The 23,905-nt window shown below is 75.2% G+C and carries 24 protein-coding genes; 14 read left to right on the top strand and 10 right to left on the bottom strand.

Annotated features, from left to right (window positions below; genetic code table 11):
• On the bottom strand, positions 1-965 hold a 965-nt coding region (hutU, locus tag EPD83_RS16170; protein WP_165566858.1), incomplete at its 3' end, for a urocanate hydratase.
• A gap of 233 nt (positions 966-1,198) precedes the next feature.
• Between hutU and EPD83_RS16165 the strand changes: the two genes are divergently transcribed.
• Positions 1,199-1,882 (top strand): class I SAM-dependent methyltransferase, encoded by a 684-nt coding sequence (locus EPD83_RS16165; protein ID WP_128368392.1) that lies wholly within the window; start codon positions 1,199-1,201, stop codon positions 1,880-1,882.
• Positions 1,883-1,892: 10 nt separating this feature from the next.
• Here the strand turns inward: EPD83_RS16165 and EPD83_RS16160 are convergent, their stop codons facing one another.
• Positions 1,893-2,414: an SRPBCC domain-containing protein gene (locus EPD83_RS16160; RefSeq protein ID WP_128368391.1), complete on the bottom strand. Its 522-nt coding sequence runs from the start codon at positions 2,412-2,414 to the stop codon at positions 1,893-1,895.
• Complete coding sequence (locus EPD83_RS16155) at positions 2,411-2,725, bottom strand: ArsR/SmtB family transcription factor (RefSeq protein WP_128368390.1); 315 nt, start codon at positions 2,723-2,725, stop codon at positions 2,411-2,413. The genes EPD83_RS16160 and EPD83_RS16155 overlap by 4 nt, the downstream gene beginning before the upstream one ends.
• 110 nt (positions 2,726-2,835) lie before the next feature.
• Between EPD83_RS16155 and EPD83_RS16150 the strand changes: the two genes are divergently transcribed.
• On the top strand, positions 2,836-4,440 hold the full coding sequence (locus EPD83_RS16150; RefSeq protein WP_165566857.1) for a hypothetical protein: 1,605 nt from the start codon (positions 2,836-2,838) through the stop codon (positions 4,438-4,440).
• Between the two features lie 133 nt (positions 4,441-4,573).
• Here the strand turns inward: EPD83_RS16150 and EPD83_RS16145 are convergent, their stop codons facing one another.
• The 4 genes from EPD83_RS16145 to EPD83_RS16130 all read right to left on the bottom strand — a co-directional run bounded on the left by EPD83_RS16145 (position 4,574) and on the right by EPD83_RS16130 (position 10,012).
• Positions 4,574-5,344, bottom strand: a complete 771-nt coding sequence (locus EPD83_RS16145; protein WP_128366576.1) for a hypothetical protein — start codon at positions 5,342-5,344, stop codon at positions 4,574-4,576.
• On the bottom strand, positions 5,307-6,419 hold the full coding sequence (locus EPD83_RS16140) for a type IV toxin-antitoxin system AbiEi family antitoxin (RefSeq protein ID WP_128366577.1): 1,113 nt from the start codon (positions 6,417-6,419) through the stop codon (positions 5,307-5,309). Before EPD83_RS16140 ends, EPD83_RS16145 begins: the two co-directional genes overlap by 38 nt.
• A 40-nt stretch (positions 6,420-6,459) precedes the next feature.
• The gene (gene hutH / locus EPD83_RS16135; protein ID WP_128366578.1) at positions 6,460-8,040 is read right to left on the bottom strand and encodes a histidine ammonia-lyase; all 1,581 of its coding nucleotides are present in this window, start codon (positions 8,038-8,040) and stop codon (positions 6,460-6,462) included.
• 64 nt (positions 8,041-8,104) lie between these two features.
• Positions 8,105-10,012 carry an ABC transporter ATP-binding protein gene (locus EPD83_RS16130; RefSeq protein ID WP_165566856.1) on the bottom strand — a complete coding sequence of 636 codons (1,908 nt, stop codon included), beginning with the start codon at positions 10,010-10,012 and terminating at the stop codon, positions 8,105-8,107.
• Between the two features lie 79 nt (positions 10,013-10,091).
• Here EPD83_RS16130 and EPD83_RS16125 point away from each other — a divergent pair, with 79 nt between their 5' ends.
• From EPD83_RS16125 to EPD83_RS16105, 5 genes are all read left to right on the top strand, one after another.
• Positions 10,092-10,532: a MarR family winged helix-turn-helix transcriptional regulator gene (locus EPD83_RS16125; protein ID WP_235950672.1), complete on the top strand. Its 441-nt coding sequence runs from the start codon at positions 10,092-10,094 to the stop codon at positions 10,530-10,532.
• A 167-nt stretch (positions 10,533-10,699) separates the two neighbouring features.
• On the top strand, positions 10,700-11,461 hold the full coding sequence (locus tag EPD83_RS16120) for an IclR family transcriptional regulator (RefSeq protein ID WP_165566854.1): 762 nt from the start codon (positions 10,700-10,702) through the stop codon (positions 11,459-11,461).
• Positions 11,458-12,030 carry a molybdenum cofactor guanylyltransferase gene (gene mobA, locus EPD83_RS16115; protein WP_128368640.1) on the top strand — a complete coding sequence of 191 codons (573 nt, stop codon included), beginning with the start codon at positions 11,458-11,460 and terminating at the stop codon, positions 12,028-12,030. Before EPD83_RS16120 ends, mobA begins: the two co-directional genes overlap by 4 nt.
• 9 nt (positions 12,031-12,039) lie before the next feature.
• Positions 12,040-13,020: an NAD(P)H-quinone oxidoreductase gene (locus EPD83_RS16110; RefSeq protein ID WP_165566853.1), complete on the top strand. Its 981-nt coding sequence runs from the start codon at positions 12,040-12,042 to the stop codon at positions 13,018-13,020.
• A 32-nt stretch (positions 13,021-13,052) separates the two neighbouring features.
• Positions 13,053-13,415, top strand: coding sequence for a DUF1304 domain-containing protein (locus tag EPD83_RS16105; RefSeq protein ID WP_128367367.1), 363 nt, complete (start codon positions 13,053-13,055; stop codon positions 13,413-13,415).
• A 21-nt stretch (positions 13,416-13,436) separates the two neighbouring features.
• Here the strand turns inward: EPD83_RS16105 and EPD83_RS16100 are convergent, their stop codons facing one another.
• Positions 13,437-14,957 carry an AMP-binding protein gene (locus EPD83_RS16100; protein WP_235950671.1) on the bottom strand — a complete coding sequence of 507 codons (1,521 nt, stop codon included), beginning with the start codon at positions 14,955-14,957 and terminating at the stop codon, positions 13,437-13,439.
• Positions 14,958-15,176: 219 nt separating this feature from the next.
• Here EPD83_RS16100 and EPD83_RS16095 point away from each other — a divergent pair, with 219 nt between their 5' ends.
• From EPD83_RS16095 to EPD83_RS16080, 4 genes are all read left to right on the top strand, one after another.
• Positions 15,177-15,851 (top strand): PadR family transcriptional regulator, encoded by a 675-nt coding sequence (locus EPD83_RS16095; protein ID WP_128367366.1) that lies wholly within the window; start codon positions 15,177-15,179, stop codon positions 15,849-15,851.
• Entirely contained in the window at positions 15,848-16,576 is a 729-nt protein-coding gene (locus EPD83_RS16090) for an ABC transporter ATP-binding protein (protein ID WP_128367365.1), read from the top strand. Before EPD83_RS16095 ends, EPD83_RS16090 begins: the two co-directional genes overlap by 4 nt.
• Positions 16,573-19,482 carry an ABC transporter permease gene (locus EPD83_RS16085; protein WP_165566852.1) on the top strand — a complete coding sequence of 970 codons (2,910 nt, stop codon included), beginning with the start codon at positions 16,573-16,575 and terminating at the stop codon, positions 19,480-19,482. Before EPD83_RS16090 ends, EPD83_RS16085 begins: the two co-directional genes overlap by 4 nt.
• Positions 19,483-19,596: 114 nt before the next feature.
• Positions 19,597-20,862 (top strand): MFS transporter, encoded by a 1,266-nt coding sequence (locus EPD83_RS16080; RefSeq protein WP_165566851.1) that lies wholly within the window; start codon positions 19,597-19,599, stop codon positions 20,860-20,862.
• Here the strand turns inward: EPD83_RS16080 and EPD83_RS16075 are convergent.
• Both EPD83_RS16075 and EPD83_RS16070 read right to left on the bottom strand, forming a co-directional pair.
• Positions 20,820-21,050 carry a helix-turn-helix domain-containing protein gene (locus tag EPD83_RS16075; RefSeq protein WP_128367237.1) on the bottom strand — a complete coding sequence of 77 codons (231 nt, stop codon included), beginning with the start codon at positions 21,048-21,050 and terminating at the stop codon, positions 20,820-20,822. The two genes, EPD83_RS16080 and EPD83_RS16075, sit on opposite strands and share 43 nt — an antisense overlap.
• Positions 21,050-21,652: a DUF2975 domain-containing protein gene (locus tag EPD83_RS16070; RefSeq protein WP_165566850.1), complete on the bottom strand. Its 603-nt coding sequence runs from the start codon at positions 21,650-21,652 to the stop codon at positions 21,050-21,052. Before EPD83_RS16070 ends, EPD83_RS16075 begins: the two co-directional genes overlap by 1 nt.
• A gap of 103 nt (positions 21,653-21,755) precedes the next feature.
• Between EPD83_RS16070 and EPD83_RS16065 the strand changes: the two genes are divergently transcribed.
• The 3 genes from EPD83_RS16065 to EPD83_RS16055 form a co-directional block, all read left to right on the top strand.
• A complete protein-coding gene (locus EPD83_RS16065; RefSeq protein ID WP_128368586.1) occupies positions 21,756-22,400 on the top strand; it encodes a proteasome activator in 645 nt (214 codons plus the stop codon).
• Positions 22,401-22,458: 58 nt separating this feature from the next.
• Positions 22,459-23,364, top strand: coding sequence for a LysR family transcriptional regulator (locus tag EPD83_RS16060; protein WP_165566849.1), 906 nt, complete (start codon positions 22,459-22,461; stop codon positions 23,362-23,364).
• A 62-nt stretch (positions 23,365-23,426) separates the two neighbouring features.
• Positions 23,427-23,905: SLAC1 family transporter (locus EPD83_RS16055; RefSeq protein WP_456107194.1), on the top strand; the 479-nt coding region annotated here is incomplete at its 3' end.

Raw genomic sequence — 23,905 nt, 5'->3', positions numbered from 1 at the left:
CGGATCGAGTTGCCGTAGTCGAAGACCTCGGCGCCGGCGTCCAGGAAGCCGACCATCGCCTCGACGTGCCGCGCCATCGACGCCCGCGCCCGGTCGGTGAACTCCTCGGGCTTCCTCTCGGCGTACCCCTGCCACTCCTCCAGCCCGATGCCCTCGGGGAGGTAGCTGAGCGGGTCGTGGGCGCTGGTCTGGTCGGTGACGACGTCGATGGGGACGCCGCGCCGGAGCAGCTCGGGGAAGACCTCGGCCGCGTTCCCGACGACCCCGACGGACAGCGCCCGCCGCTCGTCCTTGGCCGTGACGACCCGTGCGACGGCGTCGTCGAGGTCGTCCGCGACCTCGTCGAGGTAGCGGTGCTCGACCCGGCGGTGCAGGCGCGCGGGGTCGACGTCGACGACGAGGCAGGCGCCTGCGTTGAGGGTCACCGCGAGCGGCTGCGCCCCGCCCATGCCGCCGCATCCGGCGGTCAGGGTCAGGGTGCCCGCCAGCGTCCCGCCGAGGCGCTTCTCGGCGACCGCGGCGAAGGTCTCGTAGGTCCCCTGGACGATGCCCTGGGTGCCGATGTAGATCCACGAGCCGGCCGTCATCTGGCCGTACATGGTGAGGCCGAGGTGCTCGAGCCGGCGGAACTCCGGCCAGGTCGCCCAGTCGCCGACGAGGTTGCTGTTGGCGATGAGGACCCGCGGCGCCCACTCGTGGGTGCGCAGGACACCGACCGGGCGGCCGGACTGGACGAGCATCGTCTCGTCCTCGCGCAGGTCGGTGAGGGTGGCGACCATGGCGTCGAAGGAGCGCCAGTCGCGTGCGGCGCGGCCGGTGCCGCCGTAGACGACGAGGTCGTCCGGACGCTCGGCCACCTCGGGGTCGAGGTTGTTCATGAGCATCCGCAGCGGGGCCTCGGTGCTCCACTGCCGGGCGGTGAGCGTGCTGCCGCGCGGGGCGCGGACCGGGCGGGCGCCGTCCATGTCGGTCTCCTTCGTCGTCTGCCTCCCACTGTCGCGCTGGGCGGTGCGCCGATCGAGGGACACGGGCTCGCGGGCGTCTGACATGCGAGACGAGTCGGTGCGGTCGGGGATCCTCCACGGATCGCACGCAGTTGCCCGGCGTCGGCGCAATAACCCCGGCGCGCCGGGGCCCGGCTTGCCGGTCCGGCAACGGGATGCGGCGCCGGGGCGTGGACCGGCGCAGACTCGGAGGCATGAGCACGCCGGAGCCCGCCGACACCCCCGCCCCGTCCGACCCCACCCACGCCGAGCGGCACGAGCACGGCTACCCGCTGCGCGACGACGAGTCGGTGTGGGACGCCCGCTACGCCGAGCTGGACCGGGTCTGGAGCGGCGAGCCGAACCAGGCGCTGACCGTCGAGGTGTCGACGCTGACGCCGGGTCGCGCCCTCGACGTCGGGTGCGGGGAGGGCGCCGACGCCGTCTGGCTGGCGACCCGCGGCTGGCAGGTGACCGGCCTCGACCCGTCCGGGGTCGCCCTGGACCGCGCCCGGGCGGCGGCCGGGACGGCGAGGGCCGACGTCACCTGGGTGCACGGCGGCCTCGTCGGGGGGGACCTGCCGGAGGCGGGGTTCGACCTCGTGTCGGTCTTCTACCCGGCGCTCGACCTCGAGACCGGTCCGGTGGCGCGGCTGGCCTCGCTCGTCGCCCCCGGGGGCACCCTGCTCCTCGTCCACCACGCGCACGTCGACCGCGAGCGGGCGCTCGAGCACGGCTTCGACCCCGACACCCTGCTCGCGCCGGCCGACGTCACGGCCGAGGCGCTCGGCGAGGGCTGGAGCGTCACCGGCCCCGAGCTGCGTCCGCGCTCGGTGAGCGGCGGGGCCGGGGCGCACCACCACGACGACCTCGTCGTGCGCGCCACCCGCACCGGCTGACGCCGCCCGCTCAGACGCCGGCGGTCGCCTCGGCCGGACCGCCCGGCGGGCTCAGCTCGGACCAGCGACGGGCCCAGCCGTCGGCCGGCTGCTCCGAGGACCAGCCGTCGGGGTGGACCGCCTCCCCCGTCTCCAGCGTCCGGGCCAGGTCCTCCAGGTGCGCCTGCCAGCCGGCGCCGAAGAACGGCAGCATCTCGGCGGTCAGCCCGCGCTCCTCGACGACGAGCCGGGTGCCCCCGCCCTCGGCGCTCAGCCAGGCCTCGAGCTCGGTCTCGTCGTCGGTGCCGGGCTGCTGGGTGAGCAGCAGGTGGTGCGGCGCCTCGCAGACCTCGATGCGCGCCGGCCCGGTCCACGTGCTCGTGAAGACGCACTGCACCGTGCCGCCCGGCCACAGGTCGCCGGACACCCGGGCGACCCAGCGGGCGAGCCGTTCGGGCTCGGTGCACGCTCGCCACAGGTCCTCGATGTCGGTGGCGTACACGTCCTCGACGCGGACCAGCCCGCGCTCCTCGTCGTGACCGGTGGTCGTCATGTCGTCCTCTTCCCTCGTGCGATCTCGGTGTGCAGCGCGTCCAGGCGGTGACGCCAGAGCGCGCGGTAGTCCTCCAGCCAGTCGTCGACCTCGACCAGGGCCTCGGGCCGCAGCGTGTAGATGCGGCGCTGGGCCTCCTGGCGGACCTCGACGAGCCCGGCCTCGCGCAGCACCCGCAAGTGTCGCGAGACCCCCGGCCGCGCGATGGGCAGCGCCTGCGCGAGGTCGCCCGCCGACGCCGGACCGTCCCGCAGGAGGGTCAGCACGGTGCGGCGGCTCGGGTCGGCGAGGGCCTGGAGGACGGCGTCCATCGGTTTAATGTACCCGATTGGTTACGTACCGCACAAGGTACACAGCCCGCGGACCGAGACGTGACGGACGGCCCGGGGCGGACCGGCCCCGGGTGCGGCACCATCGAGGTATGCCAGAGCCGGCCGGGGCCGACCCCGGCGCGCCCGTCCCGGCCCCGCCGCGACCCGGACCCGTGGCCCTCGTGGTCGTCCTCGTGTCCGCGCTGGTCGCCGCCGCCGCCCGCCTCCCGGCCACCGGCACCGCGCTCCGGCCCGACGAGTCCGGCTACACGCTCGTCGCCCGGGCCTGGTCCCCCACCGCGGAGTCGCCCTTCGGCCGGTACTGGGTCGACCGGCCGCCGACCCTCGTCCTCGCCTTCCGGCTGGCCGACCTCGTGCCCGGCGGCCACGGCATCCGCTGGTTCGGGGTGGTGGCGGCCCTGCTCGCCGTCCTCGTCGCCGGCCTCGTCGGGCGCGAGGTGCTCGCGCGGGTCCGGCCGGACGCGACGCCGGGTCGCGCCTCGATGGTCGTCGCGCTCACCGCGCTGACCGCCGCGGCCTTCGTCGCCACCCCGCAGATCGACCTCCAGCTGACCAAGGGCGAGCTGCTGGCCCTGCCGGTCCTCCTGGCCTCGGTGTGGCTCGTCCTGCGGGCCGTGCGCACGGGGTCCGTCCCCGCCGCCCTCGTCGCCGGGGTCCTGGCCGGCCTCGCGCCCGGGCTCAAGCAGAGCCTCGTCGGGGCCGCGGTCTTCGGTCTGGCGCTCCTGCTCCTGGAACGGCTGGGCGGACGGCTCGACACCCGGGGGCTCGTCCGCCTCGGCGGGGCGTTCGTCGCCGGGGGCGCGACCCCGGTGGTCGGCACCCTGGTCTGGGCGCTGGTGGCCGGCGTCCGCCTCGGGGCGCTCTGGGAGTCGGTGGTCGGCATCCGCGGACAGGCCGTGGGCGTCATCGCCGGCGGCCCGCTCGGCAACGTCCTGCGGCGTGCCGCCGAGCTCGCGCTGGCCACCGTGACGACCGGGCTGGCGCTGGTCCTGCTGGCGCTGCTCGTCCACGTCGTCCGGCAGGGCCGGCGCTCCTCGCCGCTCGCCCGGGCGGCCCTGGTCATGGCGGTGGTCGACGGGCTGGCGCTGCTGCTCGGCGGCTTCTTCCGGCTGCCCTACCTCTTCGCGATGGTGCCGAGCGCCGTGCTCACGGTCGCCCTGCTCCTCGCGGCGGCCCCCGCCGGCGGCCGGGTGGGACGGCTCGTGCCACCGGGGCTCGTCGCGGTCGTCGTGGCGTCGGCGGCGTTCTCCGGCGTCGGCTGGGTGCGCGACCTCGGCCGGTTCGAGCGCCCGCCGGTGGCCGTCATGGCCGGGCGGGCGATCGGCGCCGTCTCGCAGCCCGGCGACTCGCTCACCGCGGTGCTCGGCAACGCCGACCTCCAGTACTCCTCCGGACTGCCGTCGCCCTACGAGTACCTGTGGAGCCTGCCCTCGCGGGTGCGCGACCCGGACCTCATCGAGCTGGCGGGCGTGCTGCGTGGGCCGGACGCCCCGACCTGGGTCGTCACCGTCTACGACATCCGCGCGGTCCAGGGGGCGCGGGCGGCCGACGACCTCGACGCCGCGCTGGCCGGCCGCTACGTCGACGTCGGACCGGTCTGCGGCGGCCGGCACCTCTGGCGGCGCGCCGACCGACCGCGACCGGACCCGGTCCGCGACTGCGCCGGTCTGCGTCGCGGCTTCGGGCAGCCCTGAGGTCGCGGATGCTAACCGACCCGCACGAAAGGCTTCACCAGGCGCAGGCCGACCCGGCACGCGGAAACTCGTTGCCCATGCACAGATTTTTGCGTGAAGCGAGAAGTCCTGCGCCGGTCGGTGCGGCTCAGGCTCAGCGTCCGAGGCCCCGCCTGAACGCGGCCAGGAGCTCGGGGCCTTCCGGCACGCGCAGCCGTGAACCCAGCGCCTTGCCTCTGGCGTCGAGGATGTCTCGAACCGCGGTGGAGGACTCGTCACGAAGCAGGGCACGAGCCGACGATCCGAGACGGTAGGGACCCATCATGGCGATGTCACCGTCACAACTGTCGAGCGCCTCGTCGTCCTCCCAGGCGAGGTCGGCGAACAGCCCTCGGCTCGATGCCTCCAGGATCTCGCCGAGGTCGCCGGCGTCCTTCTGGGTCCCCGGTGCCCGATCACCCCAGGCCAGGATCTTCAACGCCGCCTGTGCTTGGATCGCCGACACCGGAAGCACGAGGCCATCCGACACCTGCACCAACGCGGGGTGGTCAGTTGCCTCGCGGAGACCGAGCACATTGAGCGTCATCGAGCCGAGGCGCACCTCACGAGCCCCCGCCGCGAAGGGCACGACATCCACAGGGCAGCCGAGGACACGAATGCGCTGCGGTTCCTGGTCCTTCTCACCGAGCTCGCTGAGCAACCGCTGGTACGCAGGGCCGACGGCCACGGCCACGGCGATGTCCACGTCTTTTGTCACGCGCCGCGGACGTCCGGCCGCAGGCCCGTGGACCGCTAGGTCTCGGGCGGCTGCTCCAATAATGACGTAGTCGTAACCGGCCGACGAGAGCGTGGTGTGGATGCTTCGTAGGATCTCGACGGCGACGAGATCAGCCGTGGTCGAGGATGCGTCGTAGAACGGGATCACGCTGCTCAAGCTCCTTCACGACCTCGTCGAGCCGGCTGTCCCGTTGGGCGAGCAGGTCAGCGCGAATGACAGGACTCGGTGCGAGAGGCGGAGGCGCGGTCGCGTGGGTCCACAGCGGGGGCGCCAGAGACACCGGTCCGCTCTCCGCGCGCCGGAGTTTCAGGTACCGCCGGACCCTCATGAGATTCCTTTCCTCCGTATACACCAGCGATGTCGTCGGCCGGATGTTGAGGCCGACGTGTTCCGCGGCGGCCTCGCCGCTCAGCCACATCGGGACGCCCACGTCCAGCGACACGAGTCGCTCCCGTAGTTCCGACGAAGTCAGGTCCGTCTCATAGGCCTGCTCCACGTGCCACTTCGCATAGTTCTTGAGGTAGGAGCTTGTCCAGTCCTCCAGGAGGCGCCTTGGTTCGAGAAGGCCACTCGGCTCGTCCGCGTACCCAGAGCGCTTCAGATCTCTGACGGCCGCCTGGACGGTCCCCAGCGATGCCGGTACCACATTCGCGATGTTGCGCAGCGGTTCGTCGAGCTGCGCCGGCATCATCAGGATGAGCAGACTCACCCCGAGCCCTGCTGGGGTGAGAGCCGCTCCGGGGGAGGGCTTCGGTCCGCGCATGTTTGCGGACAAGCGTGGCCGCGATGTCGTGGCCATTGAACTCAGGGACAGGCCAAGCTCGTACACGAGATCCGAGAACCGGAGGTACCCAAGGCCCCGGGAGTCCAAGCAGCTAATGGAGCGTTGCCAAAGGGCATCCGCCAGCCCATCGTCGATGCGATCCGCTACGAAGAGCAACGGAACGTCGTCCGGGTCGCGCCATGACGCGACGGCTGTGGCAATCATCCTCTGCGGCTCAGAGATTGTCGGACTGCCGATCCACGAGACCCCGGGGAGTGCGAGGGCCGCCTCCTCGTCGATCACGACGAACGTCTGTGCCACGCCGTGACCTTTGATCGCGAGGCGCGCGGCACCTGCCGGCTCACTTGGAGGTCGGTACCACGTCTCGAAGGCGTTCGCTGCCAGCACGGCTCGGACCGACTCGATGAGTGGGCTCTGAGCCATGTTCAGAATCCTCATTTGTTCAGGTTATCTGAACAAATACGTTTACTGAACACGTTCAGCCGAGGTATCCGGTGACGGACTCGACGGCGCGGCGGACCGTGCCGTCGACCACCAGCCGGTGCGCGACCTCGATCTCGGGGGCGAGGACGCGGTCCGGCCCCGGGGCAGCGGCGCCGGCGTCGCGCAGGGCGGCGACGACGGCCGCCGTGGCGGGGGCGGGCTCGAGGGGCGCGCGCAGGCTCAGGCCGCGGGCGGCGGTCAGCACCTCGACGGCGAGCACCCGGGCGAGGCCGTCGACCGACCGGCGCAGCTTGCGGGCCGCGGACCAGCCCATCGAGACGTGGTCCTCCTGCATCGCGCTGCTCGGGATGGAGTCGACGGAGGCCGGCACGGCGAGGCGCTTCAGCTCGGAGACGACGGCGGCCTGGGTGTACTGGGCGATCATGTGGCCGCTGTCGACGCCGGGGTCGTCGGCGAGGAACGGCGGCAGGCCGTGGCTGCGCGAGACGTCGAGGAAGCGGTCGGTGCGCCGCTCGGACATCGACGCGACGTCGGCGGCGACGATGGCGAGGAAGTCCAGGACGTAGGCGACCGGGGCGCCGTGGAAGTTGCCGTTGGACTCCACCCGGCCGTCGGGCAGCACGACGGGGTTGTCGACAGCGGCGGCCAGCTCGTTCGCGGCGACCCGGGCGGCGTGCTCGAGCGTGTCGCGGGCCCCGCCGGCCACCTGGGGCGCGCAGCGCAGCGAGTACGCGTCCTGGACCCTGGTGCACGCCTCGGTGCGGTGCGACTCGCGGATGGGGCTCCCGGCCATGACGGCGCGGATGTTCGCGGCGCTCACGGCCTGGCCAGGCTGGGGGCGCAGGGCGTGCAGGTCGGCGGCGAACACGTCGTCGGTGCCGAGCAGACCCTCGACCGACATCGCCGCGGAGACGTCGGCGACGACGAGCAGCGCGCCCAGGTCGTGCAGGGCGAGGCAGAGCATCCCGAGCATGCCGTCGGTGCCGTTGACCAGGGCCAGCCCCTCCTTCTCCTCGAGCTCGACCGGCTCGAGGCCGGCCGCGGCCAGGGCGTCGGCGGCAGGCATCGGCGTGCCGGCGGCGTCGCGGACCTCACCCTCGCCCATGAGGGCGAGCGCGCAGTGCGAGAGCGGCGCGAGGTCCCCGGAGCAGCCGAGCGACCCGTACTCGTGGACCACCGGCGCGATGCCGGCGTCGAGCATCCCAGCGTAGGTCCGCAGCGTCTCCTCGCGGACGCCGGTGCGTCCGGTGGCGAGGGTCGCGACGCGCAGCAGCATGAGCGCCCGGACGACCTCGCGCTCGACCTCGGGGCCCGACCCGGCGGCGTGGCTGCGGATCAGGCTGCGCTGCAGGCGGTGTCGCAGGTCGACGGGGATGTGCCGGGTGGCCAGGGCCCCGAAGCCCGTGGAGATCCCGTAGTGCGGCGTCGTGTCGTCGGCCAGCGCCCGGACGACCGCGCGGGTGCGGCGGACCTCGGCCAGGGCGGCGTCGTCGAGGACGACGGGCGCGTCGTGGCGGGCGACGGCGACGACGTCCTCGACGGTCAGCGGCCCGGCTCCGACGACGACGGGGGCGGTGCCGGGACGGGCGGGCGCGGAGAGGCTCATGCCGTCCATTGCACTGCCGCCCGCCCGGCCCGTCTCCTTACGTCCACCCTCCCCTGTCTCACGTCCGAGACGGTCAGGCGGGGAGGGCGGCGGCGGGGGTGGGGGCGTCCTCGGCGGCGGCGACGAGGGCGGCGTACCGGCCGCCGCGGGCCAGCAGCTCGGCGTGGGTACCGGCCTCGACGACCCGGCCCGCGTCGAGCACGGCGATCCGGTCCGCCCGGCGCACCGTCGAGAGCCGGTGGGCGATGGTGACGGTCGTCCGGCCCCGGGCGAGCTCGTCGAGGGCGGTCTGCAGCGCGCGCTCGGTGGCCGTGTCGAGCGCGGAGGTCGCCTCGTCCAGGACGAGCACCGGCGGGTCGCGCAGGATCGTCCGGGCGACGGCCAGCCGTTGCTGCTCGCCGCCGGAGAAGCGGTGGCCGCGGGCGCCGACGACGGTGTCGAGCCCGTCCGGCAGCGCGGCGACGAGGTCGGCGACCTGCGCGGCGGCCAGCGCGCGCCACAGCTCGGCCTCGGTGGCCGACGGCCGGGCGAGCAGCAGGTTGTCCCGGACGCTGGCGTGGACGAGGTAGGACTCCTGCGACACGGTGCCGACGACGGAGGCGAGCACGTCGGGGTCGAGGTCGCGCACGTCGACGCCGTCGACGGTGACCCGCCCGGTGTCGGGGTCGAGCAGCCGCGCCAGCAGCCCGGCGAGCGTCGACTTCCCCGACCCGGTCGGCCCGACGAGTGCCAGCGTCGAGCCCGCCGGCACCTCGAGCGAGACGCCAGTCAGCGCGTCCCGCGACGAGCCCGGGTAGCGCACCGTCACCTCGTCGACGACGATCCGTCCGGTCACCCGCGCCGGGTCCAGCGGGACCGGCCGGGCGGGCGCGGGGACGTCCGGCACGAGGTCGAGGTATTCGAACACCCGCGAGAACAGCGCCATCGACGCCACCCACTGCGCGGTGACGTTGAGCAGCCCCATGAGCGGCCGGAAGATGGCGCCCTGGAGGGCGGTGAAGGCGACGAGGGTGCCGATGGTCATCCCGCCGGACGTCGCGGGCAGCCCGGCGACGAGGTAGACCAGCGCCGGGATGACGGCGAAGACGACCTGCATCGTCGCCATCCGCCAGCGGCCGGCCAGCTGCGAGCGCAGCTCGAGGCCGACGAGGTCCTCGGAGGTCTCGGCGAACCGGTCGGCCGAGCGCCCGGACGTCCCCAGCGTCTTGGCCAGCCGCACCCCGGACACCGACAGCCCCTCCTCGATCTGTGCGTTGAGGTCGGCGAGCCGCGCCTGCTGGCGGGCGGTGACCTCGCGGCGGAGCAGGGCGACCCGCCGGGTCAGCCACAGCGACGGCGGCACGACGAGGAGGGAGAGCAGCGACAGCCGCCAGGAGAGCGCGACCATGGCGAGGGCGGTGGCCACGGCGGTCGTGACGTTGGCGGCGATGGACGTCGCGGTCGAGGTGACGACGCCCTGCATGCCGCCGACGTCGTTGACGAGCCGGGACTGCACCTCGCCGCCGCGGGTGCGGGTGAAGAACCCGAGCGACTGGCGCTGCAGGTGGGTGAAGACCGTGGTGCGCAGGCCGTGCATGACCTGCTGCCCGACCTGCGTCGACAGCCAGGTCTGGACGACGCCGAGAAGCTGGGTGACGGCGGCGACGGCGACCATGGCGCCGACGGCGAGCAGCAGCAGGCGCACGTCCTGCTGCGGGATGGCGACGTCGACGACCTCGCGGACGAGGAACGGCTGGGCCAGGCCGACGACGCTGGTGACGACGATGATGGCCACGACGACGCCGATCCGGGCGCGGAACGGTGCGAAGAGGGCGACGACGCGGCGCAGGCTGACCGGCGCGGACGCCAGCCGGGCGCGGTCCCGGGGGTCGACGGTCTGGACGCCGCGCAGGCCACGTCCGCCGTGGCCACCGGAGAGGTCGCGATCGGGGCGGGAGGTCGCAGGGGTACGCGGAGGGGTCTGGGTGGGGGTCGCTGTCATGCGCGGCTCCTCTCGGTCGGATATCGTGAGGCTACCTCACAATGAGCCCAACGCACGACCCGGCGGTAGCATTCCCGCCGTGCACCCCCACCACGACGACCGGCCGGCCGCCGAGCTCGACCTCGGGGACCTCGTCATCCGGCTGGCCCGCGACCTGCGCCGCCGGGGCATGGTCGCCTTCGAGCCCTACGACCTCGCGCCGCACCACGTCCGGGCGCTGCGGACCGTCGCGCACGAGGGGACGATGCGGCTCGGGGAGCTCGCCCAGCACCTGCGGGTCGCGCCCCGGTCGGTCACCGACGTCGTCGACGCCCTCGAGGACCGGGGTCTGCTGCGGCGCTCCCCCGACCCCACCGACCGCCGGGCCCAGGTCGTCGCGGTCACCGACGAGGGCGCCGCACTGCTCGACGAGGTCGGCGCCGCACGCCGGGCCGCGGCCGAGACCTCGTTCGGCCGGCTCTCCGACCGCGACCGCGCCATCCTGCGCCGCATCCTCGAGCGGCTGGACGCCGCGGACTGAACAGGTTCGCCGCCGCGGCGCGACGGGCCGACGACACGACGGGGGCCGGAGGCCGCCGGACCGGCGTGTCCCCCGCCGACCGCGCGCGTCGTGTCGTCCGCCCGTCGCGTCCTCGTACGGATGTGGGCCATGAGGGGCGAGGTGTCTCAGGTGCGAGACTTGCGGTCATGGCCAACGCCCCCGCCGCCGCCCACGCGCTGGACGTGCTCGGGCTCATCGCCCGGCGCGGCGAGCCCGTCCCGGCCGCCGCCATCGCCCGCGACCTCGGCCTGCCGCGCTCGAGCGTCTACCACCTGCTGGCCGTCCTCACCGAGCGCGGCTACGTCCGGCACCTGCCGGAGGAGCGCCGCTACGGCCTCGGGCTCGCGGCCTACGAGCTGGGCTCGGCCTACCAGCGCCAGGCCCCGCTGGACCGGATGGCCCGCGGGATGATGGACCGGCTCGTCGACGCCAGCGGGCAGAACGCGCACCTCGCCGTCCTCCACGGGTCCGACGTCCTCTACGTCATCGAGCAGCGCGCCCCGGGGCGGCCCCTGCTCGTCAGCGACGTCGGGGTGCGCCTGCCCGCGCCGCTCACCGCCACCGGCCTGGCCATGCTCGCGGCGCTGCCGGCCGCGCAGGTCCGGGCCCTCTTCCCCGACCGGGGCGCGCTGGTGCGCCGTGACGGCCGCGGCCCGGCGTCCACCACCGAGCTGCGCTCCTGGCTGCAGCAGGTGCGGGCGCGGGGCTACGCGATCGAGGACGGGCTCGTCACCCCCGGCCTCGGCTCGGTGGCCGTCGCCGTGCTCGACGCCGGCGACTACCCGCTGGCCGCCGTCGCCGTCACCTTCCGTCAGGACGAGGTCGACGCCCCCGCCCGCGACCGGCTTGTGCACCAGGTCCGCCAGGCCGCCGGCGCCCTCGCCTCCCGGCTGGGGCGCGGCCGGTGACCCCGCCGCCGGACGCCCCGGTCACCGTCGTCGTGCTCGCCGGTGGGCGCTCGACCCGGTTCGGAGCCGACAAGCTCGCGGCTCCGCTGCGGGGGACCACGGTGCTGGACCACCTGCTGAGTGCACTGCCGCCCGAGTGGCCGGTGGTCGCCGTGGGGACGCCGCGCGAAACCGTCCGCGGGGTCCGCTGGACACGCGAGGATCCCCCGGGCGGCGGGCCGCTCGCCGCGGTCCTCGCCGGGGTCGCCCTGTGCCGCACCGGGACCGTCGCCGTCGTCGCCGGGGACATGCCGGACGCCGCCCCGGCCCTGGCGCGCCTGCTCGACGTCCTCCTCGCGGCCGGACCCGAGGTCGAGGCGGCCGTGGCCGTCGACGACGAGGACGTCGCCAACCCCCTCCTCGCCGTCTACCGGACCGCAGCGCTCGCCGCGCGCGCCGGGACCCCGACCGCCGGCGTCCCCGCCCGCTCGCTGCTGGACCTCGTCCACGCCGAGGTCGTCGTCACCGGCCGCCCCGGCCGGGACGTCGACACCCCGGCCGACCTCGCCGGTTTCGACGAGCACCCCTAACCTCGGGTCATGCAGGCGATCACGCTCCCCGAGTTCGGCGGCCCCGAGGCCCTCACCCCCACCGACGTCGACGACCTGGAGCCGCAGGCCGGCGAGGTGCTCGTCACCGTCGCCGCGGCCGGCGTCAACCGGGCCGACGTCATGCAGCGCCAGGGCCACTACCCGCCGCCGCCCGGCGAGTCCGAGGTCCCGGGTCTCGAGGTCAGCGGCACCGTCGCGGCCGTCGGCGACGGCGTCGACGGCTGGTCCGTGGGCGACGAGGTGTGCGCGCTGCTCGCCGGCGGGGGCTACGCCGAGCAGGTGCGGGTGCCGGCCGGCCAGCTGCTGCCCGTCCCGCGCGGTATCCCGCTCGTCGACGCCGCCGCGCTCCCCGAGGTCGTGTGCACCGTGTGGTCCAACGTCTTCCTCACCGCGAACCTCCAGCCCGGCGAGACCCTGCTGGTCCACGGCGGCTCGTCCGGCATCGGGACCATGGCCATCCAGCTGGCCACCGCGCTGGGGGCGCGGGTGGCGGTCACGGCCGGGACGGCCGACAAGCTCGAGGCCTGCCGCTCGCTCGGGGCCGAGATCCTCGTGAACTACCGCGAGGAGGACTTCGTCGAGCGGGTCACGGAGGCCACCGACGGCCGGGGCGCGAACGTCGTCCTCGACAACATGGGCGCGGCGTACCTCGGCCGCAACGTCGACGTCCTCGCGACGAACGGCCGCATCGTCGTCATCGGCATGCAGGGCGGGCGGGTCGGCGAGCTCGACCTCGGCGCGCTGCTGCCCAAGCGGGGCGCCGTCATCGCCACGTCCCTGCGCGCCCGCCCCCGCGACGAGAAGGCGGCCATCGTCGCCGCCGTCCGCGAGCACGTGTGGCCGCTCGTCGAGGACGGCGTCGTCCGTCCCATCGTCCACTCCCGGCACCCGCTGGCCTCGGCCGCCGACGCCCACCGCGAGCTCGAGGAGAGCGGCCACATCGGCAAGATCCTCCTCACCACCGGCTGACACGCCCTTGACGGTGCGGTAGACAACGCGTCATGCAGGTCCTCGCGGTGCTCCTCACGGCCCTGGTCGCGCTCGTGCACCTGTGGATCGTCGTGCTCGAGGTGTTCCTCTGGGACACCCCGCGCGGGCGGGCGACCTTCGCCATGACCCGGGAGCAGGCCGCCGCGACGAAGGTCCTGGCGCTCAACCAGGGCGCGTACAACGGCTTCCTCGTCGCCGGGCTCGTCCTCGGCCTGGTCGGACCCGCCGACCACCGGTTCGCCTTCGCGGTCTTCACCCTGCTGTGCGTCGCCGTGGCCGGGGTCGTCGGCGCGGCCACGGTGAGCCGCCGGATCCTGCTCGTGCAGACCGTCCCCGCCCTGCTCGCCCTGCTCTTCCAGCTGCTCGCGCGCTGACCGGCGCCGCCGCCGGCGGGCTCAGTTGACCTGACGGTCGCGGCCCTCCCAGTAGGGGGCGCGCAGCTTGAACTTCTGCAGCTTGCCGGTGGCGGTGCGCGCCAGCTCGTCGCGGAACTCCAAGGACGTCGGCGCCTTGTAGCCGGCCGCCCGCTCCTTGCACCAGGCGACGAGCTCGGCCTCGGTGACCGAGGACCCCGGCGCGAGGACGACGAGCGCCTTGATCGTCTCGCCCCACTTCTCGTCGGGCACGCCGATGACGGCGACCTCGGTGACGTCGGGGTGGCTGAAGATGGTGTCCTCGACCTCGATCGAGGACACGTTCTCGCCGCCGGTGATGATGACGTCCTTCTTGCGGTCGGAGATCGTCAGGTACCCGTCGTCGCCGATCGTCCCGCCGTCGCCGGTGTGGAACCACCCGTCCTCGAGCGCGGCCGCGGACTCCTCCGGCTGCTCCCAGTAGCCCTCGAGGACGACGTTGGAGCGGGCCAGCACTTCGGCGTCGGGCGAGAGGCTCAGCGACACCCCCAACGCGGGCGCGCCGGCCCGCACGAGCAGCTCGGCCCGCTCCTCCGTCGACAGGTCGTCCCACTCGGCGCGGCGCCGGTTGATCGTCAGCAGCGGCGAGGTCTCGGTGAGCCCGTAGATCTGGACGAACTCCCAGCCCAGCTCCGCCTCGACGCGCGCCACGGTCCGCGTCGGCGGGGGCGCACCGGCGACGATGATCCGCACCCGGTCCCGCCCCGGGACCTCGCCCTCCCAGGACTGCGCGGCCTCCAGGACGGCGTTGACGACGGCCGGCGCCGCGCACATGAAGGTCACGCCGTGGCGCTCCACCCGGCGCAGGATCTCGGCGCCGTCGACCTTGCGCAGCACCACCTGGGGCACCCCGAGGCCGGTCGTCGCGAACGGCATCCCCCAGCCGTTGGCGTGGAACATCGGCAGGGTGTGGAGGTAGACGTCGCGGTCGGTGACGCCGGCGTGCAGCGCGAAGGTCAGCGCGTTGGTCCAGATGTTGCGGTGGGTGATCTGCACGCCCTTGGGCCGGGCCGTCGTCCCCGAGGTGTAGTTGATCGTCGCCGTCGCGTTCTCGTCGGCCTCCCACGGTCGCGGCGTCGCCCCCTCGGGCGCGTACAGGGCCTCGTCGTCGCCGAGGACGACGCGGTGCTCGGCCGGGACGTCGGCGAGCGCGGCGTCCAGCTCGGGGTCGACGAGCAAGACCCGCGCCCCGGAGTGCTCGACGATGTAGCGCACCTCGTCGGGCTTCAGCCGGAAGTTCACCGGGACCAGCACCCGTCCCGAGCCGCAGACGCCGAAGAACGAGACGAGCATCCGGGCCGCGTTGTGCGACACGACCGCGACCCGGTCCCCGACCTCGATCCCCAGCTCGTCCAGGCGGGCGGCCTGCCGGACGGCGAGCGCCGCGACGTCGGCGTAGGTGAGGTCCGGCAGGGGCGCGGCGACCTGGTCGGGCTCGTCGACCACCCCCACCCGCTCGCCGTAGACCGTCCGGGCACGGTCGATGAAGTCGGTCACGGTCATCGGGACCAGCATCGGGATCGGCCTCTTTCCGTCGTCGTCGTCGATGGTGTCGAAGGACGCGCTGCCCGGACATCCTGCGCCGCGGACGGGGGCGCGCGCCACCACCCGATCGGCGGGCGCGCCGCCGCACCCCTTGACGCCACCCCGACATACTCGGTATACATCTCCTCGTCAGACCCGGGATACCGGGTATAGCCACTGGTGGGAGCAGGTCCGCTCGTGTCCGTCCGTCTCGGCCTCATGGCCCTGCTCAGTGAGGGTGACTCCTACGGCGCCCGGCTCCGGGCGGAGTTCGAGGAGCGCACCGGCGGCACCTGGCCGCTCAACGTCGGGCAGGTGTACACGACGCTGGAGCGGCTGGTCCGCGACGGGCTCGTCGAGCAGGCCGGCGAGGCCGACGACGAGGGCCGCATCTCCTACCGCCTCACCGCCGCGGGCCACGCCGAGCTCGCGACGTGGTGGACCACCCCCGTCGACCGGACGAGCACGCCCCGCGACGAGCTGACCATCAAGCTCGCCCTCGCGGTGACGACGCCCGGGGTCGACGTGCACCGGGTCGTGCAGGGACAGCGCACCTCGACGCTGAAGCACCTGCGCGACCTCACCCGGCTGAAGCGGGACGCCCTCGACCGGTCGGAGGGGCCGGCCGAGCGCGCCACCGCCGAGGCCTCCGCCGCGACCGAGGCCGAGCGGGGACTCGCCTGGCTCCTGGTCCTGGAGAACCTCGTCTTCGCCGCCGAGGCCGAGGTCCGCTGGCTCGACCACGTCGAGTCGGTGCTCGCCCGGCACGCCGCCCGCCGCGGCCGTGCCGGCCGTCCACCCGTCCCGAGCGCGCCCGCGCCCGGGGCATCTGCCGGCGTCGGGCCGGCCCGTACGGAGGGGAACCCGTCATGACCGCACCACACGTCGTGCTCACCGACGTCACCCGCGTCCACGGTGAGGGCGAGACCGCCGTCACCGCCCTGGACGCCGTGAGCCTGCAGATCCATCCCGGCGAGCTCGTCGCCGTCATGGGCCCGAGCGGCTCGGGCAAGTCGACGCTGCTCAACGTCGCCGGCGGGTTGGACCGCCCGACGTCGGGCACGGTGTCGATCGGCGGCCAGGAGCTCGGCTCCCTCGGCCCCCGTGACCTCGCCAGGCTGCGCCGCCGGCGGATGGGGTTCGTCTTCCAGGACTACAACCTCATCCCGAGCCTCACCGCCGCCGAGAACGTCGCGCTGCCCCTGGAGCTCGACGGCACCCGGGCCCGCCTGGCCCGCCGGCACGCCCGCCACACCCTCGACCTCATGGACCTCATGGAGCTGTCCGACCGGTACCCGGACCAGATGTCCGGTGGCCAGCAGCAGCGCGTCGCCATCGCCCGGGCCCTCGTCGGCAGCCGGCGGTTCGTCCTCGCCGACGAGCCCACCGGCGCCCTGGACAGCCACACCGGCGAGGAGGTGCTGCGCGTCCTGCGCGAGCGCTGCGACGACGGCGTCGCCGGGCTGCTCGTCACGCACGAGGCCCGGCACGCCGCCTGGGCCGACCGGGTCGTGTTCCTGCGCGACGGCCGCGTCGTCGACTCCACCGGCGGGGCCGACCGCGCCGAGGACCTGCTCGTCGCCGGGGACCCCCGATGACCACCGTCGCGCCGCCGCGCCCGGAGGCGCCGCAGAGCCCGCCCTCGCGGATGGACCTCGAGCCCGACCCCGGCCGCCTCGCGCAGTGGCGCTCGACGTGGGCGGTCGCGCTGCGGATGGCCCGCCGCGACGTGCGGCGGCACCGGGGGCGCAGCGCCCTCGTCGTCGTCATGGTCGTGCTGCCGACGCTCCTGCTGTCGGCCGTCGTCACCCTCGTCTACACCAACGACGTCAAGGGCGCCGAGAAGATCCCCTGGGCCATGGGCAGCGGCCAGGCGCTGCTGGAGGGCCCGGACCAGTTCGCGGTCGTCCAGGGTCCGGACCCGGCCCAGGCCTTCGGGGCCGTCGGCGACGGCAGCGACGCCGAGCCCGGTCGGGCCACCCGGGTCCCCGGTCTCGAGCGTGACGGCGATCCCTTCGCCAACGCCGACGCCGTGGCGCGCCTCGTGGGCGCGCAGGTCGCGGCGGTCGACGAGTACACCCTGCGCACCACCGTCGGCGACCGGCGCGTGACGCTGCCCGGCCTGGCGCTGGACGGACGCCAGGGACTCGGCGAGAAGCTCGAGCTCGTGTCCGGCCGGTGGCCCGCGCCGCCGCCGGACGACCCCGCGGCACCGGTCGAGGTCCTCGTCACCGACGCCGCCCGGGCCAAGGGGCTCCCGGCCTCCGGCACCTTCGAGGGGAGCGTCGAGGGGACGACGCGCGTCTTCGAGGTCGTCGGGACGGCCCGCACCCAGGCGGACTACGAGATGCCGTCGGTCGTCACCGCCGGTGAGCCGGCCGACCGCGGCGAGAACTCCGCCGGGTACGGACGCTGGATCGTGCTCGGCGCCGACCCCGTGACCTGGTCCGAGGTGCAGGACCTCAACGCCTACGGCTTCCGGGTCACCTCCCGCGCGGTGCTGACGGACCCGCCGCCCACGGAGGCGCTGGACCCCGACATCGCGTACCAGCTGGGCGGGGCCGACCGCTACACGGCGCTGCTCGTGGCCCTCGGCGCGACGATGCTCCTCGTCGTCACGACGCTGCTCGTCGGGCCGGCCTTCGCGGTGAGCGCCGCCCGCCAGCGGCGCACCCTGGCCCTGGCGGCGAGCAACGGCGCCCACACCCCGGTGCTGCGGCGCACGGTGCTCGCCCAGGCCCTCATCCTCGGCGCCCTCTCGGCGGTCGCCGGGACGGCCCTCGGCGTCGGCGCGGCCTACGCCGTCGTCGCGTGGGTGCGCCACCTCGGTGACCCCACCCTGTCCGGGCCCTTCGACGTCCGGCCGCTCGTCCTCTCGGCCGTGGCCCTCGCCGCGGTCGCCTCGACCGTCGTCGCGGCCCTCGTCCCGGCTCGCCGCCTCGGCCGGCTGGACATCGTCGGCGTCATGCGCGGCCAGAGCGTCTCCCCGCCCCCGAGCCGGGTGGTGTTCGTCGTCGGGGCGGTCCTCGCCGCCGTCGGCTCCGTCCTCACCCTCGCCGGGACCGGGGTCGTGGACGCGAGCCGGCTCGGTCCGGCCCGGGGACTCGTCGGTACCTCCTCGGAGTACCTCGTCACCATCGGGGCCGTCGTCCTCATCCTCGGCTCGCTCCTCCTCGTCCCCCTGGTGCTCACGGTCCTCGGACGCCTCGGCGGCCGGCTGCCCACCTCGCTGCGGATGGCCACCCGGGACCTCGCCCGCCATCGCGCCCGCAGCGCGCCGTCGGTGGCGGCCGTCCTCGCCGCGGTGGCCGGGCTGACCTTCGGGCTCACCGGGCTCGCCAGCGACACCGAGCAGCAGAGCCGCGAGTACCTGCCGGCGACCCTGCCCGGCGAGGCGGTCGTCTTCGCCGACCCCGGCACGGTCGAGGAGTCCACCGTCCGGGCCGCCGCGGCCGGGCTCGTCCTCGAGCCGACGACGGTCCTGGCCGGGGACCCCATGGCCTACGCCTTCGACGAGGTGGCGGACGGCCCGTACCGCGTGGAGTTCCTCTCCCTCGTGCCGCCGGGCTGCACCGCGGAGCAGACCCTCGCGGACCTGGCCGGCCCCGGCGACGAGCGCTGCCTCACGGCGGGGACCCGGTCCAACGGCAGCGGGACCGTCCTGGTCCTGCCCGCGGACCGGCTGCTGCGCCGGCTCGACCTGTCCGCCGCCGACGCCACGAGGGTGCGGGCCGGCGCCGCTGTCGTGCTGGGTGGCACGGGGACGAGCGCCGAGATCGCCACCGGGTCCTTCGTCACCGACCCGACGGCGACCGACGGCGTCGACCCCGACGTCCGCGTCGACCGCGACGCGGCCGTCCCGGCCGTCCACCTGCCCCTCACCAAGGAGAACAGCGCCCGCCTCCTCGGCGGGAACCTCGCGTTCGCCGCCGACAGCCCCGCCGTCGCCGGGCTCGACACCCGCACGAGCGGCTGGACGGTCCGCACCGAGGACGGCAGCCCGGTCCCCGACGAGGCCGTGGAGCGGATGCAGCTGGCGCTCGGCGACGACGCCTGGGTCGACCGCGAGGACGGCTTCCAGCGCGAGGACCGCCTCGTCGTGGGCATCCTGCTCGGCGTCTTCGCGCTCCTCATCCTCGTCGTCACGCTCACCTCGACGGCGCTGACCCTGGCCGAGCAGCAGACCGACCAGGCGACGCTGGCCGCCCTCGGGGCCACCCGGGGCACCCGGCGGGTCATGGCCGGCGCCCAGGCCTTCGCGCTGGCCGCCGTGGGCTGTGTCCTCGGGGTGGCCGTGGGGCTCGTGCCCGGCATCGCCATCTCGCGGCCGCTCACCACCGACGGCTGGGACCCGCTCACGATGCAGCAGTCGACCTCGCCCGGCATCCTCGTCATCCCCTGGGTCTCCCTCCTCGTCGTCGGCGTGGTCGTCCCGCTGGTCGCGGCCGGCCTGGCCGCCGCCGGGATCCGCCGGGCGCCGCAGGTGACCCGGCGCGCGACGTGAGGTCGCGGCGGTAGGATCGGCGCAGCACAGGGTCATCCGTGCGTCGTGGTGGTGGGGACGGCGCGCATCCGATCCGCCCGTCCCCGGGCGCCGCTCCCCAGAAGGCCCGATCCCGTGTCCCCCGTCGCCCGCTACCGCCGCCTGCTCACCATCGCCGGCCCGCGCTACGTCCTCGTCGCGTTCCTCGGACGCCTGCCGCTGGCCATGGGCCAGATGGGGACCCTCCTGCTCGTCGCCGGGGCCACCGGGTCCTACGGCCGGGGCGGGGCCGCCGCCGGAGGGCTCGCGGTCGCGGGCGCGGTCGGGGCCCCGGTCGCCGGGGCGCTCGCCGACCGCGTGGGGCAGCGGCCCGTCGTCCTCGTCCAGTCCCTCCTCGGCGGGACCGGCCTGCTCGTGCTCGTCGCCCTGACCCGCGGCGGTGCCCCGTTCGGGGCCGTGCTGGTGGCGGCGGTCCTCGCCGGGCTGACGATGCCGCAGGTCGGACCCCTCGCGCGGGTGCGGTGGCGGCCGATGACCCGTGCCGAGGGACGGCACCAGCCCCGGCTCCTGGAGACCGCGTTCTCGTACGAGGGCGCGGCCGACGAGGCGTCGTTCGTCCTCGGCCCGGCCCTCGTCGGCGTCGTCGCCGTGCTCGTCGACCCGGGCGCGGCGGTGGGGCTCGCCGGCCTCCTCCTGCTCGGCTTCGGGAGCGCCTTCGCCCTGCACCCGACGGCCGCGCTCGCGCACGCGCACCGGCCGGCCGCGGCCCGGGGCGGCCGCATCCTGTCCGGCGCGTTCGCCGTCCTCCTCGGCGCGCAGCTGCTCATGGGCGTCGTGTTCGGCTCGGTGCAGGCGGGGACGACCGCCCTGACGACCGCCGCCGGACAGGCGGGCCTCGCCGGGGTCGTCCACGCGACGCTCGGGGTGGGGTCGGTCCTCGCCGGTCTCGCCATCGCGGCGGTCCCCGAGCGCGTCGGCGTCCCGACCCGGGTCCTCGTCGCCGCCTGCGGCCTCGCGGTCCTCTCGGCGCCGCTGCTCGTCGTCGGCTCGGTGGCGGGGCTGTTCGTCGTCGTGCTCGTCCTCGGCCTCGTCGTCGCGCCGTACATGATCAGCGTCTTCGTCCTCGGGGAGCGGGCGGTCCACGCCGCGCGGGTGGGCACGGCGATGACCCTGCTCGCGTCCGTCACCGGGGTGGGGTACGCCGTGGGGTCGGGCACCGCCGGGCTCCTCGCCGACCTGCACGGCCACACCGGCGCCTTCGTCGTCACCGTCGGGGCCGGGGTCGGTGCCGCCCTGCTCGCCACCGCCGGCCGCCCCCTGCTGCGGGCACTGCCCCCCGGACGGGGCGCGGACGGCGGTCAGGCCCCGGCGGGCTCGACGCTCAGCACGTCGCCGGGCTGAACGCCCAGGACGTCGCAGACGGCGGTGAGGGTGCTGAACCGGATCGCCCTGGCGCGGTCGTTCTTCAGCACCGAGAGGTTGACGACGGTGACACCGACGGCGTCGGCCAGCGCGGCGAGGGTCATCCCGCGCTCCTCCAGCAGCCGGTCGAGGTGGCAGACCACCCGGTGCGGCTCGTCGACCGGCATCAGACAAGCCCCTCGACGTCCTCGCGCAGCCGGCGGCCGACGACGAACGCCTCGGCGAGGAGGGCCACGACGAGCCCGCCGACCACGGCCTGCCAGGGCGCGTCGACCGGGGTGGCCGGGTCGAGCCCGCCGAGGTCCAGTGTCCCGAGCATCCACCCCTGGACCGGCAGCTCGGCCGCGGTGAGCACCGGGGCGCCGATGACGAGGACGGCGGCCAGCAGCCGCAGCCGCCCGACGGTCGCGGGGCCGAAGGGGTCGCCGGAGGCGATGGAGCGCATGACGGCGAGCACGAGCCAGGCCGCGACGGCGACGAGCGCGACGGTCATCACCCCGACCGCGACGACGGCGGCCCGCTGACCGGCCGAGGCGTCGACGAGGACGTCGTAGACCCCCTCGCCGTGGGCGGTCCCGACGGCGTCCAGGGCCGGAACCTCGACGGCACTGAGCAGCGGGACCCGCACCGGCTCGCCGCGCAGCCAGTCCGCGACCGGCAGCACGACGCGCACCACGAGCTGGACGAGGACGACGAGCGCCAGGAGGACGCCGAGGCCGTACCGGTCGGTGCGGTCGAAGGTGAGCAGCCGCGAGAGGCGTGAGGACATCGTCGTCTCCGTATCGTTCGTCGATGTGTTATCGACAGACGATATGCATATCGACTGTCGAGGTCAAGACGCGGATGTCGGCCCCGCCGGGCAGGATGGGGGGATGAGCGAGAAGCCCGGCAGCGAGCACGAGCAGGACGACGACGCCCCGCGGCAGGTCCCGGCCACGGTGGTCGGCGACGAGGACCGGGTCGTCGTCGTCACCCCCGAGGGCATGGGCGTCGCCCCGCGGACGGCCCCCGAGGGCGAGTCCGGCGAGGGGAAGCGGCCGACGAACCCGGCCGACCTCGTCGAGCAGCCGGCCAAGGTCATGCGCATCGGGTCGATGGTCAAGCAGCTCCTCGAGGAGGTGCGCAGCGCCCCGCTGGACGAGCAGGGCCGGGCGCGCCTCGCCGACGTCCACCGCCGCTCGCTCGCCGAGCTCGAGGACGGGCTCGCGCCCGAGCTCGTCGAGGAGCTGGAGCGGATCAGCCTGCCCTTCGGCGAGGAGGCCCCCTCGGACGCCGAGCTGCGGATCGCCCAGGCCCAGCTGGTCGGGTGGCTCGAGGGGCTGTTCCACGGCATCCAGACCGCGCTCGTCGCGCAGCAGATGGCGGCCCAGGCGCAGCTGCAGCAGATGCGCCAGCTGCCGCCCGGCATGCAGCCGGGGCAGATGCGCCCGGGCGCACCGGGCGGTCCGGGCGGGCCGCAGCAGCCGGGCGGGGTGCCCGGTCAGGGTCCCGCCGAGGGCACCGGGCAGTACCTCTAGGCCCGGGCGCGCCTGCGGACCGGTGCCCCACGGAGCGCACCGCACCTACCCTGAGCGGGTGCAGCCCGATCTCGTGAACCTGCGCCTCCTCGCGGAGGTCGCCCGGTCGGGCAGCATCGGGGCCGCGGGCCGCACCCTGGCGATGACCCAGCAGTCCGCCTCCGAGCGGATCCGCGCCCTCGAGGCCGACGTGGGCGTCGCGCTGCTGGCCCGCAGCCCGCGCGGCGCGGTCCTCACCCCGGCCGGCCGGCTCGTCGTCGAGTGGTCCGCCGACCTCCTCGAGCGCGGGGACGCCTTCGTCGCCGCGGTCGAGTCCCTGCGCGCCGAGAAGGCCCAGGAGCTGCGGGTCCACGCCAGCCTCACCATCGCCGAGACCGTCCTGCCCGGCCTGCTCGTCCGCTTCCGCCGGACCTCAAGCACCCGGGTCACCCTCCACGCCGCGAACTCCGCCGCCGTCGCCACCGCGGTGCGCGACGGCGTCGCCGACCTCGGCTTCGTCGAGGGACCGGTCGACCGCACCGGCCTGTCCGCGGCCGACGTCGGCGAGGACACCCTCGTCCTCGTCGCCGCCCCCGACGACCCCTGGGCGCGGCGGCGCACCCCGGTCGACGCCCCCGCCGTGGCCGGGCGTCCCCTCGGCAGCCGGGAGCCCGGCTCGGGGACCCGGCGGGTGTGGGAGGACGCGGTCCGGGCGGCCGGCGCCGAGCCGGCCCCGCCCGAGGTCGAGCTGGACACGACGGCGGCCCTCCTCGCCTCCGCCACCTCCGGCGGCCCGCCGGTCGTCGTGAGCCGCCGGGCGGCCGCACCGGCCCTCGCGACCGGCGCCCTCGTCGAGGTCCGGACCCGCGGCATCGCCACGCGTCGTGTCTTCACGGCGCTGTGGGTGGGCGGCCGGGTCCCGCCCCGGGGCGCGGCCCGCGACCTCGTCGCCCTCATCGCGCGGAGCGGTCAGCCACAGGACTAGCCTGTGACATCCCAGGGTGGCGAGGGCTACCGGGCCCGCCCGGTCGGCGCGAGCATCGAGGCGTGAGCCGCCCCGCCCTCCCCCCACCCGGACCGTCGTGGTTCCCCGCCGTCATGGGCACGGGGATCCTCGCGACCCTCCTCCAGCTGCACGGCGGGTCCGCCACCGGGCCGCTGCACCTGGCCGCCGTCGTCGTCCTCGTCCTGGCCTGGGCCGTCCTGCTCGGGCTGGGCGGGGCGTTCGCCGTCCGGGTCGCGCGCCGGCCGGGCACCCTGCGGGCCACGACGACCGACCCGGTCGTCCTGCCGATGTGGGGGACCGTCGCGATGGGACTGCTCGCCGTCGGCTCCGCCACCGTGACCGTCCTCCCGGTCGCCGTGCCCGGCGCCGAGGCGCTCGCGGTCGGCGTCGACGCCGTCCTGTGGACGGCCGGGACCGTGCTCGGGCTGGCCACCGCGCTCGGCTTCTCCGTCGTGCTGCTGCGCGGCCACCCCGGCCCGCCGACCCTCGTCTGGGGCCTGCCCATCGTGCCGCCCATGGT

Origin of the sequence: Phycicoccus flavus (assembly GCF_004025965.2) — a bacterium.
Classification (GTDB): Bacteria; Actinomycetota; Actinomycetes; order Actinomycetales; family Dermatophilaceae; genus Phycicoccus; species Phycicoccus flavus.
Note: the sequence above shows the minus strand (reverse complement) of the source record. Positions and strands in the feature narration are given on the sequence as shown.